This is a genomic window from Streptomyces sp. OZ13 (assembly GCF_052068155.1).
Classification (GTDB): domain Bacteria; phylum Actinomycetota; class Actinomycetes; order Streptomycetales; family Streptomycetaceae; genus Streptomyces.
In genome coordinates, this window is sequence record NZ_JBQHCZ010000005.1 from 310,044 (window position 1) to 326,541 (window position 16,498).

Annotated in this window: 18 protein-coding genes and 1 pseudogene; 16 read left to right on the forward strand and 3 right to left on the reverse strand. The window is 70.6% G+C overall.

Annotated elements, in window-relative coordinates:
- The first annotated feature begins 149 nt into the window (after nucleotides 1–149).
- From ACTMTU_RS14845 to ACTMTU_RS14900, 12 genes and pseudogenes are all read left to right on the forward strand, one after another.
- Nucleotides 150–1,013, forward strand: coding sequence for a hypothetical protein (locus tag ACTMTU_RS14845; RefSeq protein ID WP_441263950.1), 864 nt, complete (start codon nucleotides 150–152; stop codon nucleotides 1,011–1,013).
- Nucleotides 1,014–1,161: 148 nt separating this feature from the next.
- The gene (gene cpaB, locus ACTMTU_RS14850) at nucleotides 1,162–1,875 is read left to right on the forward strand and encodes a Flp pilus assembly protein CpaB (protein ID WP_441263951.1); all 714 of its coding nucleotides are present in this window, start codon (nucleotides 1,162–1,164) and stop codon (nucleotides 1,873–1,875) included.
- A 7-nt stretch (nucleotides 1,876–1,882) separates the two neighbouring features.
- Nucleotides 1,883–3,118: an AAA family ATPase gene (locus tag ACTMTU_RS14855; RefSeq protein ID WP_441263952.1), complete on the forward strand. Its 1,236-nt coding sequence runs from the start codon at nucleotides 1,883–1,885 to the stop codon at nucleotides 3,116–3,118.
- On the forward strand, nucleotides 3,115–3,501 hold the full coding sequence (locus ACTMTU_RS14860; RefSeq protein ID WP_441263953.1) for a pilus assembly protein: 387 nt from the start codon (nucleotides 3,115–3,117) through the stop codon (nucleotides 3,499–3,501). The genes ACTMTU_RS14855 and ACTMTU_RS14860 overlap by 4 nt, the downstream gene beginning before the upstream one ends.
- Nucleotides 3,498–3,869, forward strand: coding sequence for a TadE/TadG family type IV pilus assembly protein (locus tag ACTMTU_RS14865; RefSeq protein ID WP_441263954.1), 372 nt, complete (start codon nucleotides 3,498–3,500; stop codon nucleotides 3,867–3,869). The genes ACTMTU_RS14860 and ACTMTU_RS14865 overlap by 4 nt, the downstream gene beginning before the upstream one ends.
- Nucleotides 3,866–5,234: pseudogene (locus ACTMTU_RS14870) on the forward strand (CpaF family protein). Before ACTMTU_RS14865 ends, ACTMTU_RS14870 begins: the two are co-directional and overlap by 4 nt.
- Before the next feature lie 110 nt (nucleotides 5,235–5,344).
- Nucleotides 5,345–6,169: a type II secretion system F family protein gene (locus ACTMTU_RS14875; protein WP_441264226.1), complete on the forward strand. Its 825-nt coding sequence runs from the start codon at nucleotides 5,345–5,347 to the stop codon at nucleotides 6,167–6,169.
- Between the two features lie 27 nt (nucleotides 6,170–6,196).
- Nucleotides 6,197–7,087: a DUF5936 domain-containing protein gene (locus ACTMTU_RS14880; protein ID WP_441263955.1), complete on the forward strand. Its 891-nt coding sequence runs from the start codon at nucleotides 6,197–6,199 to the stop codon at nucleotides 7,085–7,087.
- Between the two features lie 187 nt (nucleotides 7,088–7,274).
- Nucleotides 7,275–7,490 carry a hypothetical protein gene (locus tag ACTMTU_RS14885; protein WP_441264227.1) on the forward strand — a complete coding sequence of 72 codons (216 nt, stop codon included), beginning with the start codon at nucleotides 7,275–7,277 and terminating at the stop codon, nucleotides 7,488–7,490.
- The gene (locus ACTMTU_RS14890; RefSeq protein ID WP_441264228.1) at nucleotides 7,487–8,113 is read left to right on the forward strand and encodes a pilus assembly protein TadG-related protein; all 627 of its coding nucleotides are present in this window, start codon (nucleotides 7,487–7,489) and stop codon (nucleotides 8,111–8,113) included. The genes ACTMTU_RS14885 and ACTMTU_RS14890 overlap by 4 nt, the downstream gene beginning before the upstream one ends.
- Before the next feature lie 27 nt (nucleotides 8,114–8,140).
- Nucleotides 8,141–8,737, forward strand: coding sequence for a hypothetical protein (locus ACTMTU_RS14895; protein ID WP_441263956.1), 597 nt, complete (start codon nucleotides 8,141–8,143; stop codon nucleotides 8,735–8,737).
- Nucleotides 8,737–9,348, forward strand: a complete 612-nt coding sequence (locus ACTMTU_RS14900; protein WP_441263957.1) for an OmpA family protein — start codon at nucleotides 8,737–8,739, stop codon at nucleotides 9,346–9,348. The genes ACTMTU_RS14895 and ACTMTU_RS14900 overlap by 1 nt, the downstream gene beginning before the upstream one ends.
- An 85-nt stretch (nucleotides 9,349–9,433) precedes the next feature.
- On the opposite strand, the gene ACTMTU_RS14905 is transcribed toward ACTMTU_RS14900, so the two are convergent.
- On the reverse strand, nucleotides 9,434–9,799 hold the full coding sequence (locus tag ACTMTU_RS14905) for a DUF192 domain-containing protein (RefSeq protein WP_441263958.1): 366 nt from the start codon (nucleotides 9,797–9,799) through the stop codon (nucleotides 9,434–9,436).
- Nucleotides 9,800–9,837: 38 nt separating this feature from the next.
- On the opposite strand from ACTMTU_RS14905, the gene ACTMTU_RS14910 reads away from it, so the two are divergent.
- On the forward strand, nucleotides 9,838–10,563 hold the full coding sequence (locus ACTMTU_RS14910) for a prepilin peptidase (protein WP_441263959.1): 726 nt from the start codon (nucleotides 9,838–9,840) through the stop codon (nucleotides 10,561–10,563).
- Nucleotides 10,564–10,615: 52 nt separating this feature from the next.
- Nucleotides 10,616–11,020 (forward strand): cupin domain-containing protein, encoded by a 405-nt coding sequence (locus tag ACTMTU_RS14915; RefSeq protein WP_441263960.1) that lies wholly within the window; start codon nucleotides 10,616–10,618, stop codon nucleotides 11,018–11,020.
- 16 nt (nucleotides 11,021–11,036) lie between these two features.
- Here ACTMTU_RS14915 and ACTMTU_RS14920 read toward each other — a convergent pair whose 3' ends face one another.
- A complete protein-coding gene (locus ACTMTU_RS14920; RefSeq protein WP_441263961.1) occupies nucleotides 11,037–12,209 on the reverse strand; it encodes a winged helix DNA-binding domain-containing protein in 1,173 nt (390 codons plus the stop codon).
- Nucleotides 12,210–12,529: 320 nt separating this feature from the next.
- Entirely contained in the window at nucleotides 12,530–13,567 is a 1,038-nt protein-coding gene (gene mgrA / locus ACTMTU_RS14925) for an L-glyceraldehyde 3-phosphate reductase (protein WP_441263962.1), read from the reverse strand.
- Between the two features lie 107 nt (nucleotides 13,568–13,674).
- Between mgrA and ACTMTU_RS14930 the strand changes: the two genes are divergently transcribed.
- Both ACTMTU_RS14930 and ACTMTU_RS14935 read left to right on the forward strand, forming a co-directional pair.
- Complete coding sequence (locus ACTMTU_RS14930; RefSeq protein WP_005312639.1) at nucleotides 13,675–14,436, forward strand: isoprenyl transferase; 762 nt, start codon at nucleotides 13,675–13,677, stop codon at nucleotides 14,434–14,436.
- Between the two features lie 472 nt (nucleotides 14,437–14,908).
- Nucleotides 14,909–16,231, forward strand: coding sequence for a PhoH family protein (locus tag ACTMTU_RS14935; protein ID WP_356623312.1), 1,323 nt, complete (start codon nucleotides 14,909–14,911; stop codon nucleotides 16,229–16,231).
- Nucleotides 16,232–16,498: the final 267 nt, after the last annotated feature.

Consider the following 16,498-nt stretch of genomic DNA (forward strand, 5'->3'; position numbering starts at 1 on the left):
CCCCGGAACGGTGTTCACTGCCCGGGTGGTGGTGGCTAGAGTGCTCATGCAGGAACACGGAGTAGCGAGCACCAGCAGCAGGAGCACGGAGCAGTAGGGATCTGCGGCCGCCGGACACCCCGGTGTCCGGAGCTGAACGGGGAACGAGCGTGCCGACCGCAATAGCAGTCACCAGCGCCGACCTGGTGCTACCGCCCACCGATCAACAGACGCCCACCGCCGCCCTGCTCCACCCGCCGGACGAGGTGCCCCTCGACGCCGCACTCAGCGACATGAGCGTCCTGCTCGAGCAGCACGGTTACGTCGTCGGCCTCTACCCCGCCTCGCTCCCCGCCGCCCACCAGCGCCGGCTGCACACGGTCCGCGCCGTGCTGGAGAGCGACCGCATCGCCCTTCTCAAGCTTGACCTGCCGCCGCTCGGCGTCGCCGTACTCGCCCGGCAGCTGAGGCAGCTGTCGATCTGCGACTTCGGCGCCGGGGTCATCGCCTCCGCCGCCCGGCTGCTCTCCCACTACATCTACGCCGGCGCCCTGCTCGGCTCCGTCGCCAGGCTCGACCGCATCCCGGTGAGCCTCACCTCCCACGCCAGGTCGTGGATGCCGGGCACCCAGTTCGGTGTGCTGGCCGGCCCCCGGCCCCAGATGGTCAAGGTCGGCGGGGGCGGCCACCTGGCAGGGCCCGACTTCGCCACCCAGCTGATCCTCGCCAGAGGGCAGCTCCAGTCGGAGTGGGTGACCGGCACCCTCGCCCCGGCCTGGCGCGTGCAGCAGCTCCACGAGGTTCCGCTGCCCGAGGAGTCGGCGCGCTGGTGGGGGACGGGACGGCTGATCGAGTTCGCCGCGTTCCTCCCCGACATCTCGGTCCTCTACCAACTGGTCTCATCCGTACGGCGAGAGGTGTGCACATGGTGCGGCATCCAACTCATCGGTGACCGCTGCGGCTTCTGCTCCGCCCCGCTCACGGCCGCCTCGAGCCGCACCGGGGCGACCAGGGCGCTGACCGCGGGGTCATGAACGGCCACGACCGGCTGCCTGCCGTGACCACCACCCCGGCGGCCGCCCCGGCCGCGTCGCCCACCGCACCGACCGCCCTCGCCGTGCCTGTTGCACCCGCACCGTCCGCCCCATTCGTCCCACGTCATCGAACGAGGTCGTCCCACCCATGAATTCACGGCAGCGCCGCGGCGTTCTCCTGATTCTGCTCTCGGTCGTCTGCGGCATCGCCGCGTTCGCCGGCGTGCTCACCGTGATCGCCGACGTGAACTCGAAGGTCGGACCCGAGACCACCGCCTACCGCGTCAAGAGCGACATAGCCCCCTACACGCCGCTCGACGCAGGGCAGTTCGAGAAGGTCTCGATACCCGAACGCTGGCTGTCCCGGAGCGCGGTGACCGACCTCGGCGTACTGCGTGGCAAGATCGCCGTGACGGAACTGCGCAGCGGATCACTGCTCCAGAGCGACATGATCGTGCAGAAGCCGGCGCTGGAGAGCGGCCAGCAGGAGATCGCCATCATGATCGACGCGGCGACCGGCGTGGCCGGAAAGATCCGGCCGGGGAACCTGGTCAACATCTTCGCCACCTTCGCCGCGCAGGACGACTCCGGCACCGACCAGTCCCGGCTCATCGTCGCGAACGCCAAGGTCATCGACGTCGGGGAGCTCACCGCCCTCGAACGCAGGAGCGGCGACCGTACCAACACCCCCCGCGAGGCGGTGCCCATCACCTTCGCGCTGAACACGGCCGATGCCCAGCGCGTCGCCTACGCCGAGTCCTTCGCCGAACATGTGCGCCTGGCCCTGCTGCCCGACGGGAGCCCCACCACCCTGCGGCCCGGCGACGGCAGCTACGACCTCTCAGAAGACAAGAACAAGTGAGGGCCGGATGACGACGCGTATCCTCCCCGCCGTCGGCGACCCCGACGCCGCCCGGTCCGTCGTGAGCCTGCTGGGCCGGCTCCCCGACGCGGAACCGGCACCGCCGGTCGGCGACTCCACCTCGCTCGTCGACATGCTGGCCCGGCTCGCCGCCGAGTCGCTCGACGAACTCCCGGAAGTCGTCCTGGTCCACGAACGCATCGGGCCGCTGCCCGCCCTCGAGCTGATCCGGGACGTCGCCCTGCGCTTCCCGGCCGTCGGCGTCGTGCTCGTCACCGCCGACACAAGCCCCGGCCTGTACTCGGCGGCCATGGACTCCGGCGCCCGCGGCCTCGTCGCCCTTCCTCTCGTGTACGAGGAACTGGCGCAGCGCGTCCAGGCCGCGGCCGGCTGGGCTGCGGGCGTACGCCGGCACCTCGGCCACGGTCCCGAGGCGGCGTTCGGTGGCCCGGGCGGCACCGTCGTCACCGTGAGCGGTGCCAAGGGCGGCGTCGGCACGACCGTCACGGCGATCCAGCTCGCCCTGGCGTCGGCGGCCTCCGGTCACTCCGTCGCCCTCGTCGACCTCGACCTCCAGGGCGGTGATGTCGCCTCGTACCTGGACGTCCAGTTCCGTCGCTCCATCGTGGACCTCGCCGCCATCCGGGACATCGGCGCGCGGGTCCTCCAGGACGCCGTCTTCAACCACGAGACGGGCGTGGCCCTCCTCCTCGCCCCCGCGGAGGGCGAACGCGCGGAGGACATCAGTGACCGCCTCGTCCGGCAGACCCTCGGCGCCCTGCGGCAGCGTTACGAGACGGTGGTCGTCGACTGCGGCACCCAGGTCAACACCGCCAACGCCGCCGCCATCGAGTCGGCCGACACCACTCTGCTGCTGACGCTGCCGGACGTGGTGACCGTACGGGCCACCAAGCGGATGGTGCGGCTCTGGGACCGGCTCCAGATCCGCAAGGCGGAGGAGACGATCACCGTCGTGAACCGCCACACGCGGACCACGGAGATCCAGCCGCAGCTCGTCTCGAAGATCACCTCCACGAGGGTGGCGCGCACGGCGATCCCCGCCAATTTCAAGGAGCTCCAGGGCGCCGTCGACGCGGGCCGTATGCAGGACCTCGAGGCCAAATCCTCCGTCAAGCAGGCCATGTGGGCCCTCGCGGGCGAGCTCGGGCTGGTCAAGGACGTGCAGGGGGACACGAAGCAGAGCCGCTTCGGGGCCGGACGCCGGCACGGGCGCACGAAATGAAGACGCCCGCCCCGCGCATACGGGACGACCGCGGCCAGTCGGTGATCGAGTTCACCGGCATGGTGCCGATCATCCTGGTGACACTGGCCGTCCTGTGGCAGTCGGCACTCGTCGGCTACACGTTCGTGCTCGCGGGCAACGCGGCGGACAAGGCGGTGGCCGCGGGGACGCGGGCGGAGGGCGGCGGCGCGGCGGCCTGCGCGGCGGCCGCGGAGGAGGACCTGACCGGCGGCTGGTCGGCGGCCGTCACGTGCGGGCCGGACGGCGACCTGTACAAGGCCGAGGTCTCCTTGGAGGTGCCGCTGCTTTTCCCCGGCGTCAACCTCCCGATCACGGTCAAGGGCCGGGCTGGCGCGGCGGCCGAGTGGAGGGCCGAGCCATGAGACGCCGGGACCTCCGGGACGACCGCGGCCAGAGCGCCGTCGAATACGGCGGCTGGCTGTTCCTGCTGCTCTTCGTGATGACGATCGCGGTGCAGGTGGGCCTCGCCGTGTACGCGGCCCAGCAGGCCGGCACCGCGGCCCGCGCGGCGGCGCGGGTGGCCGCGCAGGACGAGGCGACGACCAGTCCCCAGGCCGCGGGGCAGCAGGCGCTCAGCTCCTGGCTCGACGCCTCCGTCGCCACCGGCCAGGACGGCGACGCGGTCACCGCCGACGTGACGGTCACCATTCCCGGCGTGGTCCCCGGCATCAGCTTCGGCACCGTCACCAAGTCCGCCACCATGCCCCTCGACAGGGAGTCGACACGATGAGCCTGCGCGCACGCATCCAGCGCATCGACGGCCCCGAGCCGGCGAACGGCCAGAGCGAGGAGAGCCGGCTCGTCGGTGTCTACCGGGCCAAGCTCCTCGAGGAGATCGACCTCGCGGAGATGTCCACCCTCGCCGCCGCCGAACGCCGCGTCCGCCTGGAGCGCGTACTCGGCCACATCATCAGCCGCGAGGGCCCCGTCCTGTCGACCGGCGAGCGCTCCCACCTCATCAGGCGGGTCGTCGACGAGGCGCTCGGCCTCGGCATCCTCGAACCGCTCCTCGAGGACGCGTCCATCAGCGAGATCATGGTGAACGGCCCCGAGCAGGTTTTCGTCGAACGCGACGGCCGGCTCGAGCAGCTGCCGTTGCGGTTCTCCTCCACCGAGCAGCTGATGCAGACCATCGAGCGCATCGTCTCCACCGTCAACCGCCGCGTCGACGAGGCGAACCCCATGGTCGACGCCCGGCTCCCCAGCGGTGAGCGCGTCAACGTCATCATCCCGCCGCTCTCCCTGACCGGCCCGGTGCTGACCATCCGCCGCTTCCCGCGCGCCTTCACCCTCCAGGAGATGATCGGCCTCGGGTCCCTCGACGAGCACATCCTGATGCTGCTCGCGGGCCTGGTGCGCGCCAAGTTCAACGTGATCGTCTCCGGCGCGACCGGCACCGGCAAGACCACCCTCCTCAACGCGCTGTCCGGCCTCATCCCGGACGGCGAACGCATCGTCACCATCGAGGACTCCGCCGAACTCCGGCTCCAGCAGACCCATGTGATCACCCTGGAGTCCCGCCCCGCCAACGTCGAGGGCAAGGGCCGCATCACCATCCGCGACCTCGTACGCAACTCCCCGCGGCGGGGAGACCCTCGACATGCTCCAGGCCATGTCGACCGGCCACGACGGCTCGCTCGCCACCGTCCACGCCAACAGCGCGGAGGACGCGCTGATGCGGCTCCAGACGCTGAGCTCCATGTCCGAGGTCGAGCTCCCGTTCGTGGCCATCCACGACCAGATCAACAGCGCCGTCGACGTCATCGTCCAGCTCACCCGGCACGCGGACGGGGCACGCCGGATCACCGAGATCGCCGTCGTCGACTCGTACGGCCGCGAGGACTACCGCTTCGTCACCGTCTGCCGGTTCGAGGCGGAACCGCCGGCCGGGGACGGGCGCGTGCACGGCAGGTTCCGGTACTTCCCGCTGCCCCGGCGGGTCGCGGAACGCCTCTACATGGCGGGCGAGGCGATCCCGCCCGCCTTCGGCGTCGGCGAGTCGCAACTGGAACTCGCCACCCGGGTGCCACCGGGCCTGAGCCCGGTGCCCGACCCACGCACCGGCCACTCACCGGAAGGGCACCGCCCGCGATGAACCTGCCCCTGGTGACCCTCGGCGTCACGCTGCTCGGCTGCGTACTCGCCGTCCTCGGCGTGCGCTCCTGGTCGGTGGGCCAGGCACAACGCCAGGCCCTCGTCGACCGCATGTCGCAGTCCGGACCGCTCGCCCTCGAGAGCGGCCGCCGGCGCCGCTTCGCGGGAGTGGACCGCAGGCTGCGCGGCACCCGGCTCGGCCGGCGCATCGAGCGGAACATCTCCGCGACCGGCCTGGAACTGACCGCCGGGGAGTACGCCGTCTACGTCGTCGCCGCCCTGCTGGCGCTCTACTTCGTCGTCGGCTCGGTCTTCGCGCCCTTCTTCGGCCTGCTCGCCGTCCTGATCGGCGTCTGGGGCGCGAACGGCTTTTTGAACTGGCAGCGGGCCAAACGCACCGAGGCGTTCATCAGCCAGCTCCCCGAACTCACCCGGGTGCTCGCCAACGCCACCCAGGCCGGGCTCGCCCTGCGCACCGCGATCGGCATGGCCGTGGAGGAGCTCGACGACCCGGCGCGAGAGGAGCTGCGCCGCGTCGCCGACCAACTGGCGCTCGGCCGCTCCCTCGACGACGCGCTCGGCGACCTCGTCGAACGCCTCCCGTCACGCGAACTCACCGTGCTCGTGTCCACCCTGATCCTGTCCAACCGTGCGGGCGGCACCATCGTCACCTCACTGCGCAACCTCACCGAGACCCTGGAGGAACGCAAGGAGACCCGGCGGGAAGTCACCACCCTCCTCTCGCAGGTCAAGGTCACGGCGGTGGCCGTCCCGGTGCTCGGCCTCGGCTTCCTGCTCGTCATCAACGGCATGCGGGACGGGGCACTGGAGGACATGACCGGCGCACTCGGGGGCCGCGTCGCCGTACTGGTCGCGGCCGGGCTGTACGCACTCGGCTTCATCCTCATCAACCGGCTCACCCGCGTCCGCATCTGAGACCTGACCAGAAGGGAGGAGACCCACATGCTCGGACTGGCCCTGGCCGCCGTGACCGGCGTCGCCGTCGTCGGCGTCTTCCTCGGCATACGCATGTACCGGGCGGAGGCCAAGCTCCCCGGCGACCTCGCCATCGCTCTGGAGGTCGGCGCCACCCGCACCAGCTATCCGGGCATGGCCATCGACCGCCTCGGCATGCGCTGGGCCCCCTCGGTCCAGCGCCTGATGGGCCCGCGCCACGTCGACCGCGTCCGCCGCAGGCTCGACATGGCCGGCAACCCCGGCGGCCTGACGGTCGACCGGTACGCGGCCCGCCGCGCCGTCTACGGGGTCCTCGGCGGGCTCGTCGCCTTCGGGATGCTCATGAACGGGCAGGTCGTCCTCGCCGTCCTGTTCCTGCTCTACGGCCTGTTCTGGACGGACGTCCTGCTCCGGGCGGCCATCGCCCGCCGCCGGGACGACATCGAACGCACCCTGCCGGACTTCCTCGACGTACTGGCCGTCGTCGTCTCCGCCGGCCTCGGCTTCCGCCAGGCCCTGGAGCGCGTCGCGGAGAAGTACGAGGGCCCCTGGTCGGACGAACTGCGCATCACGCTCCGGCAGATGGACATGGGCATGGGCCGGCGCGAGGCCTTTGAACAGCTGCGCCGCCGCAACGAGTCGGAGCAGGTCTCCATGTTCGTCTCGGCGCTCCAGCAGGGCGAGGAACTGGGCGCCCCCATCGTCGACACCCTGATCCAGATCGCCAACGACATGCGCAGGACGGACGCCCAGAACGCGAGACGGAAGGCGGCGAAGGCGGTCCCGAAGGCGACGCTGATCGTCACGAGCTTCATGCTGCCCGGCACGATGATCCTGATCGTGGCGGGCTTCTACTACGCGGCCGACGTGGACTTCGGCGCGATCTTCGGAGGCTGACGGGTGAGGTTGCCACGGTGAACGGTTCACGAGCGATTCGACCAACGGTCTTCGCTCACGCAAGCGAATGTGGGAGATTCTCCTCGGAGGCCCGGCGTAGCCGGGAGACTCCATGGAGTGATCAGCGGCGAGGGAGGCCGGACCGACATGAACCAGCGGTCCGTCGAAGGGGAACGAGGGGTACGCCATGAGGGACTTCGGCCTGCACAAGGTCGCGGCTGCGATCGGACTCCGCCGGGACGGACTCCGCGACGATCGGGGGCAGGGGTCGATCGAGTACGTCGGGATCACGATTCTGGTGGTGGCGATCGTGGTGCTGCTGCTGAACACGAACATGGGCGCCGAGATCGCGAACACGTTCACCGAGAAAATCAATTCGGTTCTCGGCGGTGGCGGCGGCTGAGCTTTCCTGGGCCGGACGATGACGGCCAGGCGACCCCGCTCTACATGGCAGCCGTGGTCGGCCTTCTCTTTCTCGTCCTTGTGTACCTGGCATTCGGCCAAGCCGATGTGACCCGCAACGGCACGCAGACCGCGGCCGACGCCGCCGCACTGGCAGCGGCCCAGGATTCCAGGGACCAGCTTGAATTGACGGCCCTCATCGAAGACCTGGAGCTCATCCTCGACGGCCGGTTGCCGACAGACACCCCGGACGGCTGCGCGCGTGCGGCCGACTTCGCTGCCCGGAACGAAGCCGTGGCCGGCAGCTGCACGCCGCTGAGCGACGGCCGATGGGGCTTCACCGTCAACGTCGAGTCCGGGGAGTCGATGGGCGACAGCATCATCGAGGGAACCGGCAGCAAGCACGCCACGGCACGTGCCACCGCCGTCGTGGAACCACGCTGCACCTTTACGCCTGGGGAGAGCGTGCCCACGCAACCCGGCGAAGGAGACGATGCCGACGAGCAGAAGCCCTTACCGGGCAAGCTGCTCTGTGACTCCGACGAGTGGGTCATCGACCCCGAAGAGCCCGATTTGCTGCCCGACATGGCAGACCTTTTCACCGTCCGACTGGCCGAGGACTGAGCCGATGAACGCAAAGGAACAGGATTGATGAGCAAGCGGCATATGAGGAACAGGCGCCGGGCTGCGGCAGCTGTGCTGTCGTCCGCCTTGATCCTCACTCTGTCGGCCTGTGGCGGTGGCGGCGACGAGGCGAACCCGAAGGGTTCGTCGTCATCAGCACCCACCGGATCCAAGGGTGAGGACAAGGCCAGTTCGGCACCGGAGTCGGCACCCAGTACATCGAGCGAGCCCATCGCAACGGTCAAGGGCGACAAGGGGGTGGAGATGTCCGTGTTCTCGGCACGAAGGGACGAGGGCGGCTTTTTGACCCTGGACGGCGTCATTAAGAACACCGGGGCGGAACAGTTCACCACCCCCGTCCAGTGGAGCGGCTTGGAGCAGTCCGTCGCAGCTACCGGTCGCTCGTTTGCCGGCATGACCCTTGTTGACTCGGCCGGTAAGAAGCGGTACTACGTGCTGCGCGACACGGACAACCGACCCCTCACCACCTACGCATACCGCACGCGTATGGAGCCCGGCGACTCCCTCACCTTCTTTGCCCAGTTCCCCGCGCCACCGGCGGGCACCACACAACTCGCCCTCCAGTTCCCCGGTTTCCCCAGCACCACGATCGAGTTGTCCTGATGCGCCCCGCGACCAGGACAACCGTGACCGCCGTCGTCCTCGCCGGTGCGCTTTCCGCCGGCCTTCTCGCCGGCGGCAGCGCCTTCGCCGACGACGGCCCCTACGCGGCGCCGCCTGCCGAGGCGCCCGTGAAGGTCGACGCCAACGACTCGGACCTGAAGCTCCCCGAGGGCGCGACGCTGGCCGACCCGAAGGTCATCGACATCAAGTCCGTCGTCGAGGACATCAGCGGTGAGGAGCGCCGCGAGGAGACGAACTCGGACATCACGTTGGCCCTCCAGGCCGAGGTCCTCTTCGGGAAGGACAGCGCCAAGCTCTCCGGCGAGGCCACGTCCCGCATCTCGGCGATCGCCGCCGAGATCAAGAAGCAGAACGCCAAGAAGATCCGTGTGTTCGGCTTCACGGACGACCTCGGCACCGAGGCGCACGGCGACAAGCTGTCGAAGGAGCGCGCCGACGCCGTGCACAGCGTGCTGTCACAGCAGTTGAGCGCCGAGGGGATCACGTACGAGATCCGGGGCTACGGCGAGGACTATCCGATCGCGAGCAACACGTCGGAGGAGGGCCGCCGGAAGAACCGCCGCGTCGAGGTGTCGTTCCCCAGGGAGTGAGACGGTCACGCTCAGTGCTGCGTCTCCGCGCCGCGCGTACCGTCCGAGCACCGGGCAGGTGAACGCCCCTACGGTGCCGGGCGCGTCAGGACGGAACGGTGATCGTGAGCGTGACGCCCCGCCGTACCCCCCACTTCGCCGCCGCCCCCGCCGCCGCCTCGAGCACATGGCGGGCCCGCGGTCGCGGCAGGCCCACGCGGCCGGGGGGCATGGTGCGGACAATGAGGACGCGCAGGTCACGGTCGAGGTAGGCCACGTCGATGGTGAAGCGCATCCCCACCGAGTGGACGCTGCCGCAGGGGGTCAGGAGCATCGCGCCCTCGATGCCGTCGCGGCCGAGGAGGCCGCGGCGCCGGGCCCGGTACGTGGCGGCTATCTCGACCTCGGCGACGGGACGGCCGTCGACCGTCAACGTCCCTGTTCCGTCACGCCATCGGCGTCCTCGTCGCATGGCCTCCACCGTAGTCGCGTCCGGCTTACGCTCGGGGCGTGGACGCAGCGCTGATCGTCGTCGCCGCCCTGTGGGGTGCGGGCACCGGCCTGCTGTGCCCGCGGGCGGCGTACCGGCTGTCCGTGGGGGCGGGCGAGCCATGGCGGGACGCCTGCCCGGCGGGGCACGTGTTTGCGGGGCCGGGGCGCGGGTGGCTCGGTGGCGCCTGCTGCGCGGCTCCCGTCCCGGCGCGGCTCGCGGCACCGCTCGTCACCGCGGCGGCCTGCGCCGTTCTCGCCGCGGCGACGGGCGCACGGCCGGAGCTGGCGGCCTGGCTGGTGCTGGCGCCGTTCGCCGTGCTGCTGGCCCTGGTCGACCTGAGGGTGCGCCGGCTGCCGGACCGGCTGACGCTGCCGCTGGCCGGCGCGGCCGCCGCCCTGCTGGGGGTGGCCGGGCTGTTGCCGCGGGCCGGCGGGGCGTGGGCCACGGCCCTGCTGGGCGGACTCGTGCTGGGCGGCGCGTACTTCGTGCTGTTCCTGATTCACCCCGGCGGCATGGGGTTCGGGGACGTGAAACTCGCGCTCGCGCTCGGGGTCGTGCTCGGCTGGTACGGCTGGGGCGTGCTCTTCGCGGGCGCGTTCGCCGGCTTCCTGTTCGGCTCGCTGTACGGGCTCGGGCTGGTCGCCCTGCGCCGCGCGAGCCGCCGGAGCACGATCGCCTTCGGGCCGTTCATGATCGCGGGGGCGCTGGCCGGTGTCGTCCTGGGGGCGCTCGCGGCCGTCTGAGCCGCTGCGAATACGCGCGACACGGCGGCCCGTCGGCGCGCAGAATCGGCCCATGGATGCCATCGCGAAGAAGCCCGTCAACATCACCGAAGCCCTCGCCTCCTTCGACGACGTCTACAGTCCGCGCATCGTCGCCCGTATGAACGACTACGACGTCCGCATCGCGCACACCCTGGGCGACCATGTGTGGCACGTGCACGAGGACACGGACGAGTTCTTCCTCGTCCTCGACGGGCGGTTCGACATCGCGCTGCGCGCGGCCGACGGCACCGAGTCCACCGTGGAGTTGCGCAAGGGCGACACCTTCGTCGTACCCAAGGGCACCGAGCACCGGCCCACCTCGACCGGCGGCTCCGTCCTGATGTTCGAGCCGTCCGGTACCAGCTCGACCGGTGACCGGCACGAGGGCGAGCTTCCCGGCAACGTCGACAGCACGACCGGCCATGAGCTGACCTGACGAGGAGGGCGGCGCGTCACGCGTGCGGCCCGACCGCCACGGTGCCGACGGTCAGCTGGGCGCGGCCCTCCAGGGCCGCGCCCACCCGCTCGACCTCCCGGGCCAGTTCATCGCGTGCCCCCGCCCGCTCCAGCGCCTCGCCGACCGGTTCCACCGTCACCGCGAGGCGTCGGCCCGAGCGGCGCTGGTGCCAGACTCCGGCCACGACCCCGTCCACCAGCACCACCGGGTAGTTGCCGGCCTGGCCCCCGGCCAGCGCCCGGGTGCGAGCCGCCCCCGGGAACAGCCGGTCCCGTGGCCGGCAGGCGATGGCGTACGCGTCGAAGTAGGGCAGGAGGCGCACGCCCCGCGCCGGCTCCTGGTCCGGGAACGCGGCGTCGCCCCGGGCGACCCACCCGGGGGCGCCCTCGAAGGTGACCTCCGCGATCCGCCGCCCGGCCGCCAGGTCCGTGAAGAGCCCGCCCGCCCAGGCGGGCGGCGCTCCGAACCACCGGGCGAAGTCCGCGGGGGTGGCGGGCCCGTACGCGCGCAGATAGCGGTGCATGAGTTCGGGCAGAGCGTCCCGCCCGTCCATCGGCGTGACTCCGGGGCTGGTGTAGGTGACGTTGCGGCCACGGTTCGGGCCGAAGGCGAGCGCGCCGCGATGCGCGGCCGTGTGCGTGATCTGCCGCCAGCGCGGCCACTTGTCCTGGAAGGCGTCCATCACCCGCTCGCCCGCCCACGGCCCGGTGCGGTCGACGATCGCCTCCGTCAGTTCGTCGACGGTGAGCGGCTCGCCGGCCAGCGCGTCACGGACTGCCGCGACGACCTCGTCGGTCTGCTCCGGTGTCATCCGTACGCCGTCCGGCCACGGGTTCCTCCCGGCGGGCACCGCCGACAGGGCGCCCGTCCACATCGGCAGGTCCGCCGTGGGCAGCAGATGGACGGTGCCGCGCGGGCCGTACGTCTTCACCAGTGTCCGGTCCGTCCACAGTGCGTGGCGCACGTCCGCCCGGGTGGCGCCGGGTGCCAGCCGCAGGGCGAGGGACAGCTCCCCGGCGGACAGCACCTGCGCGTGGGCCCCGAGCATCGCGCCGGCGACGGCCGCGGGGGAGGTGAGGCCCGGGGACCCGGGAGCGGCCAGCCCCTGACGGGCCAGCCGCCGGGCGTTCGCCTGCGGCCATGTCACATCGGCGGTCTTCTTCGTCATACCGGCGACGCTAGGACCCATACAGGTCAGATGCTGTCCTCATTTGCCCGATGGGGCCCGTCCCGTTCGATCGCTCGACCGCACGCGGGTCCGTTCGTCAATGCGGCGCCTCACGGCCGGGGTCCCCCGTGGGAGGTACGGCCCCGGCCGCTCCCGGAGCGCTGCCGCACGGCCCCGCACCTTCCCCGGCGAATTCCGGCGCCACTTCGGCATGGCGTGGCACCGCGCACCACTTACGAAGGGTTATGGTGGAAACCCCCCCTCGGGCCGGTCCGTATCCCCCCCACGGACCGGCCCGTTTTATGTTTCCTCCCGGCGGGTCAGCCCCGGTCGGCCCAGATGTTCGTGCCCTTCGTGTCCACCGCGAAGGTGTCGATCTCCTCCAGCTCCGCCTGCGTCAGAGGCGCCCCGGCCAGCGCGGCGACGTTCTCTTCGAGCTGCTGCACGCTGGACGCGCCGATGAGCGCGGACGTCATCCGCGGGTCGCGCAGCACCCACGAGATCGCCAGCTGGGCCAGCGACTGGCCACGGCGCGCGGCGATGTCGTTGAGGCCGCGCAGCCGTCGCACCACCTCGTCGGACAGCAGGTTCGGGTCGAGCGACTTGCCCTGGGTGGCGCGCGAGCCCTCCGGGATGCCCTTCAGGTACTTGCCGGTGAGCAGCCCCTGCGCGAGCGGCACGAAGGAGATGCAGCCCATACCGGCGTCCTCCAGGGTGTCCAGCAGCTCGTCGTCCTCGATCCAGCGGTTGATCATCGAGTACGAGGGCTGGTGGATGAGCGCGGGGACACCCATTTCCTTCAGCAGCCCGGCCGCCTCCGCGGTCTGCTCCGCGTTGTAGGAGGACACGCCCACGTACAGCGCCTTGCCCTGCTGCACGGCGGATGCGAGCGCTCCCATCGTCTCCTCGAGCGGAGTCTCCGGGTCGAAGCGGTGGGAGTAGAAGATGTCGACGTGGTCGAGGCCCATCCGCTTCAGGGAGGCGTCCAGCGACGACAGCAGATACTTGCGCGAACCCCACTCGCCGTACGGCCCGGGGTGCATGAGATAGCCGGCCTTGGTGGAGACGACGATCTCGTCCCGGTAGCGGGCGAAGTCCTGCGCGAAGATCTTGCCGAAGTTCAGCTCGGCGGACCCGGGCGGCGGTCCGTAGTTGTTCGCGAGGTCGAAGTGGGTGACGCCCAGGTCGAACGCGCGGCGCAGGATCGTGCGCTGCGAGCTCAGCGTGCGGTCGTCGCCGAAGTTGTGCCAGAGGCCCAGGGACAGCGCGGGCAGCTTGAGGCCGGAGCGGCCGCTGCGGCGGTACTCCATGGACGCGTAGCGGTCGGCGTCGGCGAGGTAATAAGGGGAATCAGTCACGCTTCCCTCCTTATCACGGACTTGTGACACACCGGGTTGGGCCGCCGTGCCCGGCCCGCAGTAGGGTTGCGCCTTCGGGGACTGCCGCATGGAGGGGTGTAAGAACTGTGAACCTGCGCGACCTGGTGTACAGGCTCTACGCGCGCCGGGTGGAAGGCCGCCTCGACCATGCCCAGGTGCCCAAGCACATCGGTGTCATCCTCGACGGCAACCGCCGCTGGGCGAAGGCCTCCGGCGGCACGGCCGCACAGGGGCACCAGGCCGGCGCCGACAAGATCTCCGAGCTGCTCGGCTGGTGCGCGGAGACCGATGTCGAGGTCGTCACCCTGTGGCTCCTGTCCACGGACAACTTCGACCGCCCCGAAGAGGAGCTCAAGCCGCTTCTCGGCATCATCGAGAACACGGTGCGCAACCTCGCCGCCGACGGGCGCTGGCGGGTGCACCACGTGGGCACCCTGGACCTGCTGCCCGACCACACGCAGCGGGTGCTGAAGGAGGCCGAGCAGGCCACGGCGGACGTGAAGGGAATACTGGTCAACGTCGCCGTCGGCTACGGCGGCCGCCAGGAGATCGCGGACGCGGTCCGTTCGCTGCTGCTGGAGCATGCGGAGAAGGGCACGAGCTTCGAGGAGCTCGCCGAGATCGTCGACGTCGAGCACATCTCCGAGCACCTGTACACCCGTGGCCAGCCGGATCCCGACCTGGTGATCCGCACCAGCGGGGAGCAGCGGCTCTCCGGGTTCATGCTCTGGCAGAGCGCGCACTCCGAGTACTACTTCTGCGAAGTCTTCTGGCCGGCGTTCCGTAAGGTCGACTTCCTGCGCGCACTGCGCGACTACGCGGCTCGTCACCGCCGCTACGGCGCCTGACCGCCGCCTCTGCCCGACCCGGCAGCGTCTCCCTGAACCGGGCGCCTCTGCCTGACCTGCAGCCTCTGCCTGAACCGGGCCCCGCCCCGGCCCCTTTCACCTTCCGCCCGGAGCCGTCACGTCGTCGGCCCGGCGCGGCGCGGCAGCCACGCGCCCCCTCGACGCGCCTCGTCACCGCACGTTCATCCGGCGGACGCCCGGCCTCCTGGCATGGCCGGAGTTGTTCGAGGGCATACCTCTTGCAGGTCGACGTCCGATCCACGAACGTCGGATCTCAGTGAGCGGCTCACGCCGCCCACCCGGGAGGCCCTTTGCACACGAAGGACTGCACCAGCGGTGCGGACCACGCGGAGGGCCGGCGCTCGGCCCGCGCATCGTGGCCTGAGCCCGGCCCGTCCCCCGCTCCGGCGGGAGGACCCATGGCCCGCGACGCCGTCGCACCCCGACCTCGTCCGAGGGGGTACGTCCTTCCGTGGTGAACAGCACAAAGCGCCGTATGAACGACCGGCGCACCTACGTTCTCGACACCAGCGTCCTGCTGGCGGACCCGAAAGCCATGAGCCGCTTCGACGAGCACGAGGTCGTGCTCCCCGTCGTCGTGGTGACGGAGCTGGAGGCCAAGAGGCACCATCCGGAGCTCGGTTACTTCGCCCGCCAGGCGCTGCGCCTGCTGGACGACTTCCGGGTCCGGTACGGCCGCCTCGACTCTCCGCTGCCCATCGGGGACCTCGGTGGCACGCTGCGTGTCGAGCTCAACCACTCGGATCCCGGCGTACTGCCGGCCGGTTTCAGGCTGGGGGACAACGACTCACGGATTCTGGCCGTCGCGCGCAACCTCCAGGCGGAGGGGTACGACGTCACGGTCGTCTCCAAGGATCTGCCGCTGCGCATCAAGGCGTCGTCGGTCGGCCTGCTCGCGGAGGAGTACCGAGCGGAGCTCGCCATCACCGACACGGGCTGGACGGGCATGACCGACCTGCCCCTGACGGCGGAGCAGGTCGACCTCCTGTACGGGGAGGAGACGCTGTACGTACCGGAGGCGGCGGATCTGCCCGTGCACACCGGTCTGGTGCTGCAGTCCGAGCGCGGCAAGGCGCTGGGGCGGGTCACCGCCGAGGGCAACGTCCGCCTGGTGCGGGGCGACCGCGAGGTGTTCGGAATCCACGGTCGCAGCGCCGAGCAGCGCATCGCCCTGGATCTGCTCCTCGACCAGGAGGTCGGCATCGTCTCGCTCGGCGGCCGGGCCGGCACCGGCAAGTCGGCACTGGCGCTGTGCGCGGGCCTCGAAGCGGTCCTCGAGCGCAGGCAGCACCAGAAGGTGATGGTCTTCAGACCGCTCTACGCGGTGGGCGGGCAGGAGCTCGGCTATCTGCCGGGCACCGAGGCCGAGAAGATGAGCCCGTGGGCGCAGGCGGTCTTCGACACGCTGTCCGCCGTCGCTGGCCGTGAGGTCATCGAGGAGGTCCTGAACCGCGGCATGCTGGAGGTCCTGCCGCTGACGCACATCCGGGGCCGTTCCCTTCATGACGCGTTCGTCATCGTCGACGAGGCCCAGTCGCTGGAACGGAACGTCCTGCTGACGGTTCTGTCCCGTATCGGGGCGAATTCCCGGGTCGTCCTCACGCATGACGTGGCCCAGCGGGACAACCTCCGGGTCGGCCGCTACGACGGAGTGGTCGCCGTGGTGGAGAAACTGAAGGGGCATCCGCTGTTCGCGCATGTCACCCTCACCCGCTCGGAGCGTTCACAGATCGCCGCCCTGGTGACCGAAATGCTGGAGGACGGGCACATCTGATCCGATAGGTCCCAGGGGCCTGTCCGGCATATAGGGCAAGTCACTTGACGCCGCCCGGCGAAGCGCAAGAGCGTAGCCGGGCGGCGTCGTGCTGTCCGCCGATTCCTTCAAAAGCCCTGGCTCAAACGGGGTGTGAGCTTTCACACGCAACGAAGAATTGCCTTGCGGCCTCGCCCTGCGGCAGAGTCTTGCTTCCGTCAGGCCCCGCATGCGACACATCCGCACCACAGTTGGTGCACAGCAACACACAATTCAAGACATGTCAGT

Excerpts from the sequence above, each read along its gene's own strand:
- cpaB (WP_441263951.1), top strand. The coding sequence starts at position 1,162 with ATGAATTCACGGCAGCGCCGCGGCGTTCTCCTGATTCTGCTCTCGGTC.
- ACTMTU_RS14855 (WP_441263952.1), top strand. The coding sequence starts at position 1,883 with ATGACGACGCGTATCCTCCCCGCCGTCGGCGACCCCGACGCCGCCCGG.
- ACTMTU_RS14860 (WP_441263953.1), top strand. The coding sequence starts at position 3,115 with ATGAAGACGCCCGCCCCGCGCATACGGGACGACCGCGGCCAGTCGGTG.
- ACTMTU_RS14865 (WP_441263954.1), top strand. The coding sequence starts at position 3,498 with ATGAGACGCCGGGACCTCCGGGACGACCGCGGCCAGAGCGCCGTCGAA.
- ACTMTU_RS14875 (WP_441264226.1), top strand. The coding sequence starts at position 5,345 with ATGTCGCAGTCCGGACCGCTCGCCCTCGAGAGCGGCCGCCGGCGCCGC.
- ACTMTU_RS14880 (WP_441263955.1), top strand. The coding sequence starts at position 6,197 with ATGCTCGGACTGGCCCTGGCCGCCGTGACCGGCGTCGCCGTCGTCGGC.
- ACTMTU_RS14885 (WP_441264227.1), top strand. The coding sequence starts at position 7,275 with ATGAGGGACTTCGGCCTGCACAAGGTCGCGGCTGCGATCGGACTCCGC.
- ACTMTU_RS14895 (WP_441263956.1), top strand. The coding sequence starts at position 8,141 with ATGAGCAAGCGGCATATGAGGAACAGGCGCCGGGCTGCGGCAGCTGTG.
- ACTMTU_RS14900 (WP_441263957.1), top strand. The coding sequence starts at position 8,737 with ATGCGCCCCGCGACCAGGACAACCGTGACCGCCGTCGTCCTCGCCGGT.
- ACTMTU_RS14905 (WP_441263958.1), bottom strand. The coding sequence starts at position 9,799 with ATGCGACGAGGACGCCGATGGCGTGACGGAACAGGGACGTTGACGGTC.
- ACTMTU_RS14915 (WP_441263960.1), top strand. The coding sequence starts at position 10,616 with ATGGATGCCATCGCGAAGAAGCCCGTCAACATCACCGAAGCCCTCGCC.
- ACTMTU_RS14920 (WP_441263961.1), bottom strand. The coding sequence starts at position 12,209 with ATGACGAAGAAGACCGCCGATGTGACATGGCCGCAGGCGAACGCCCGG.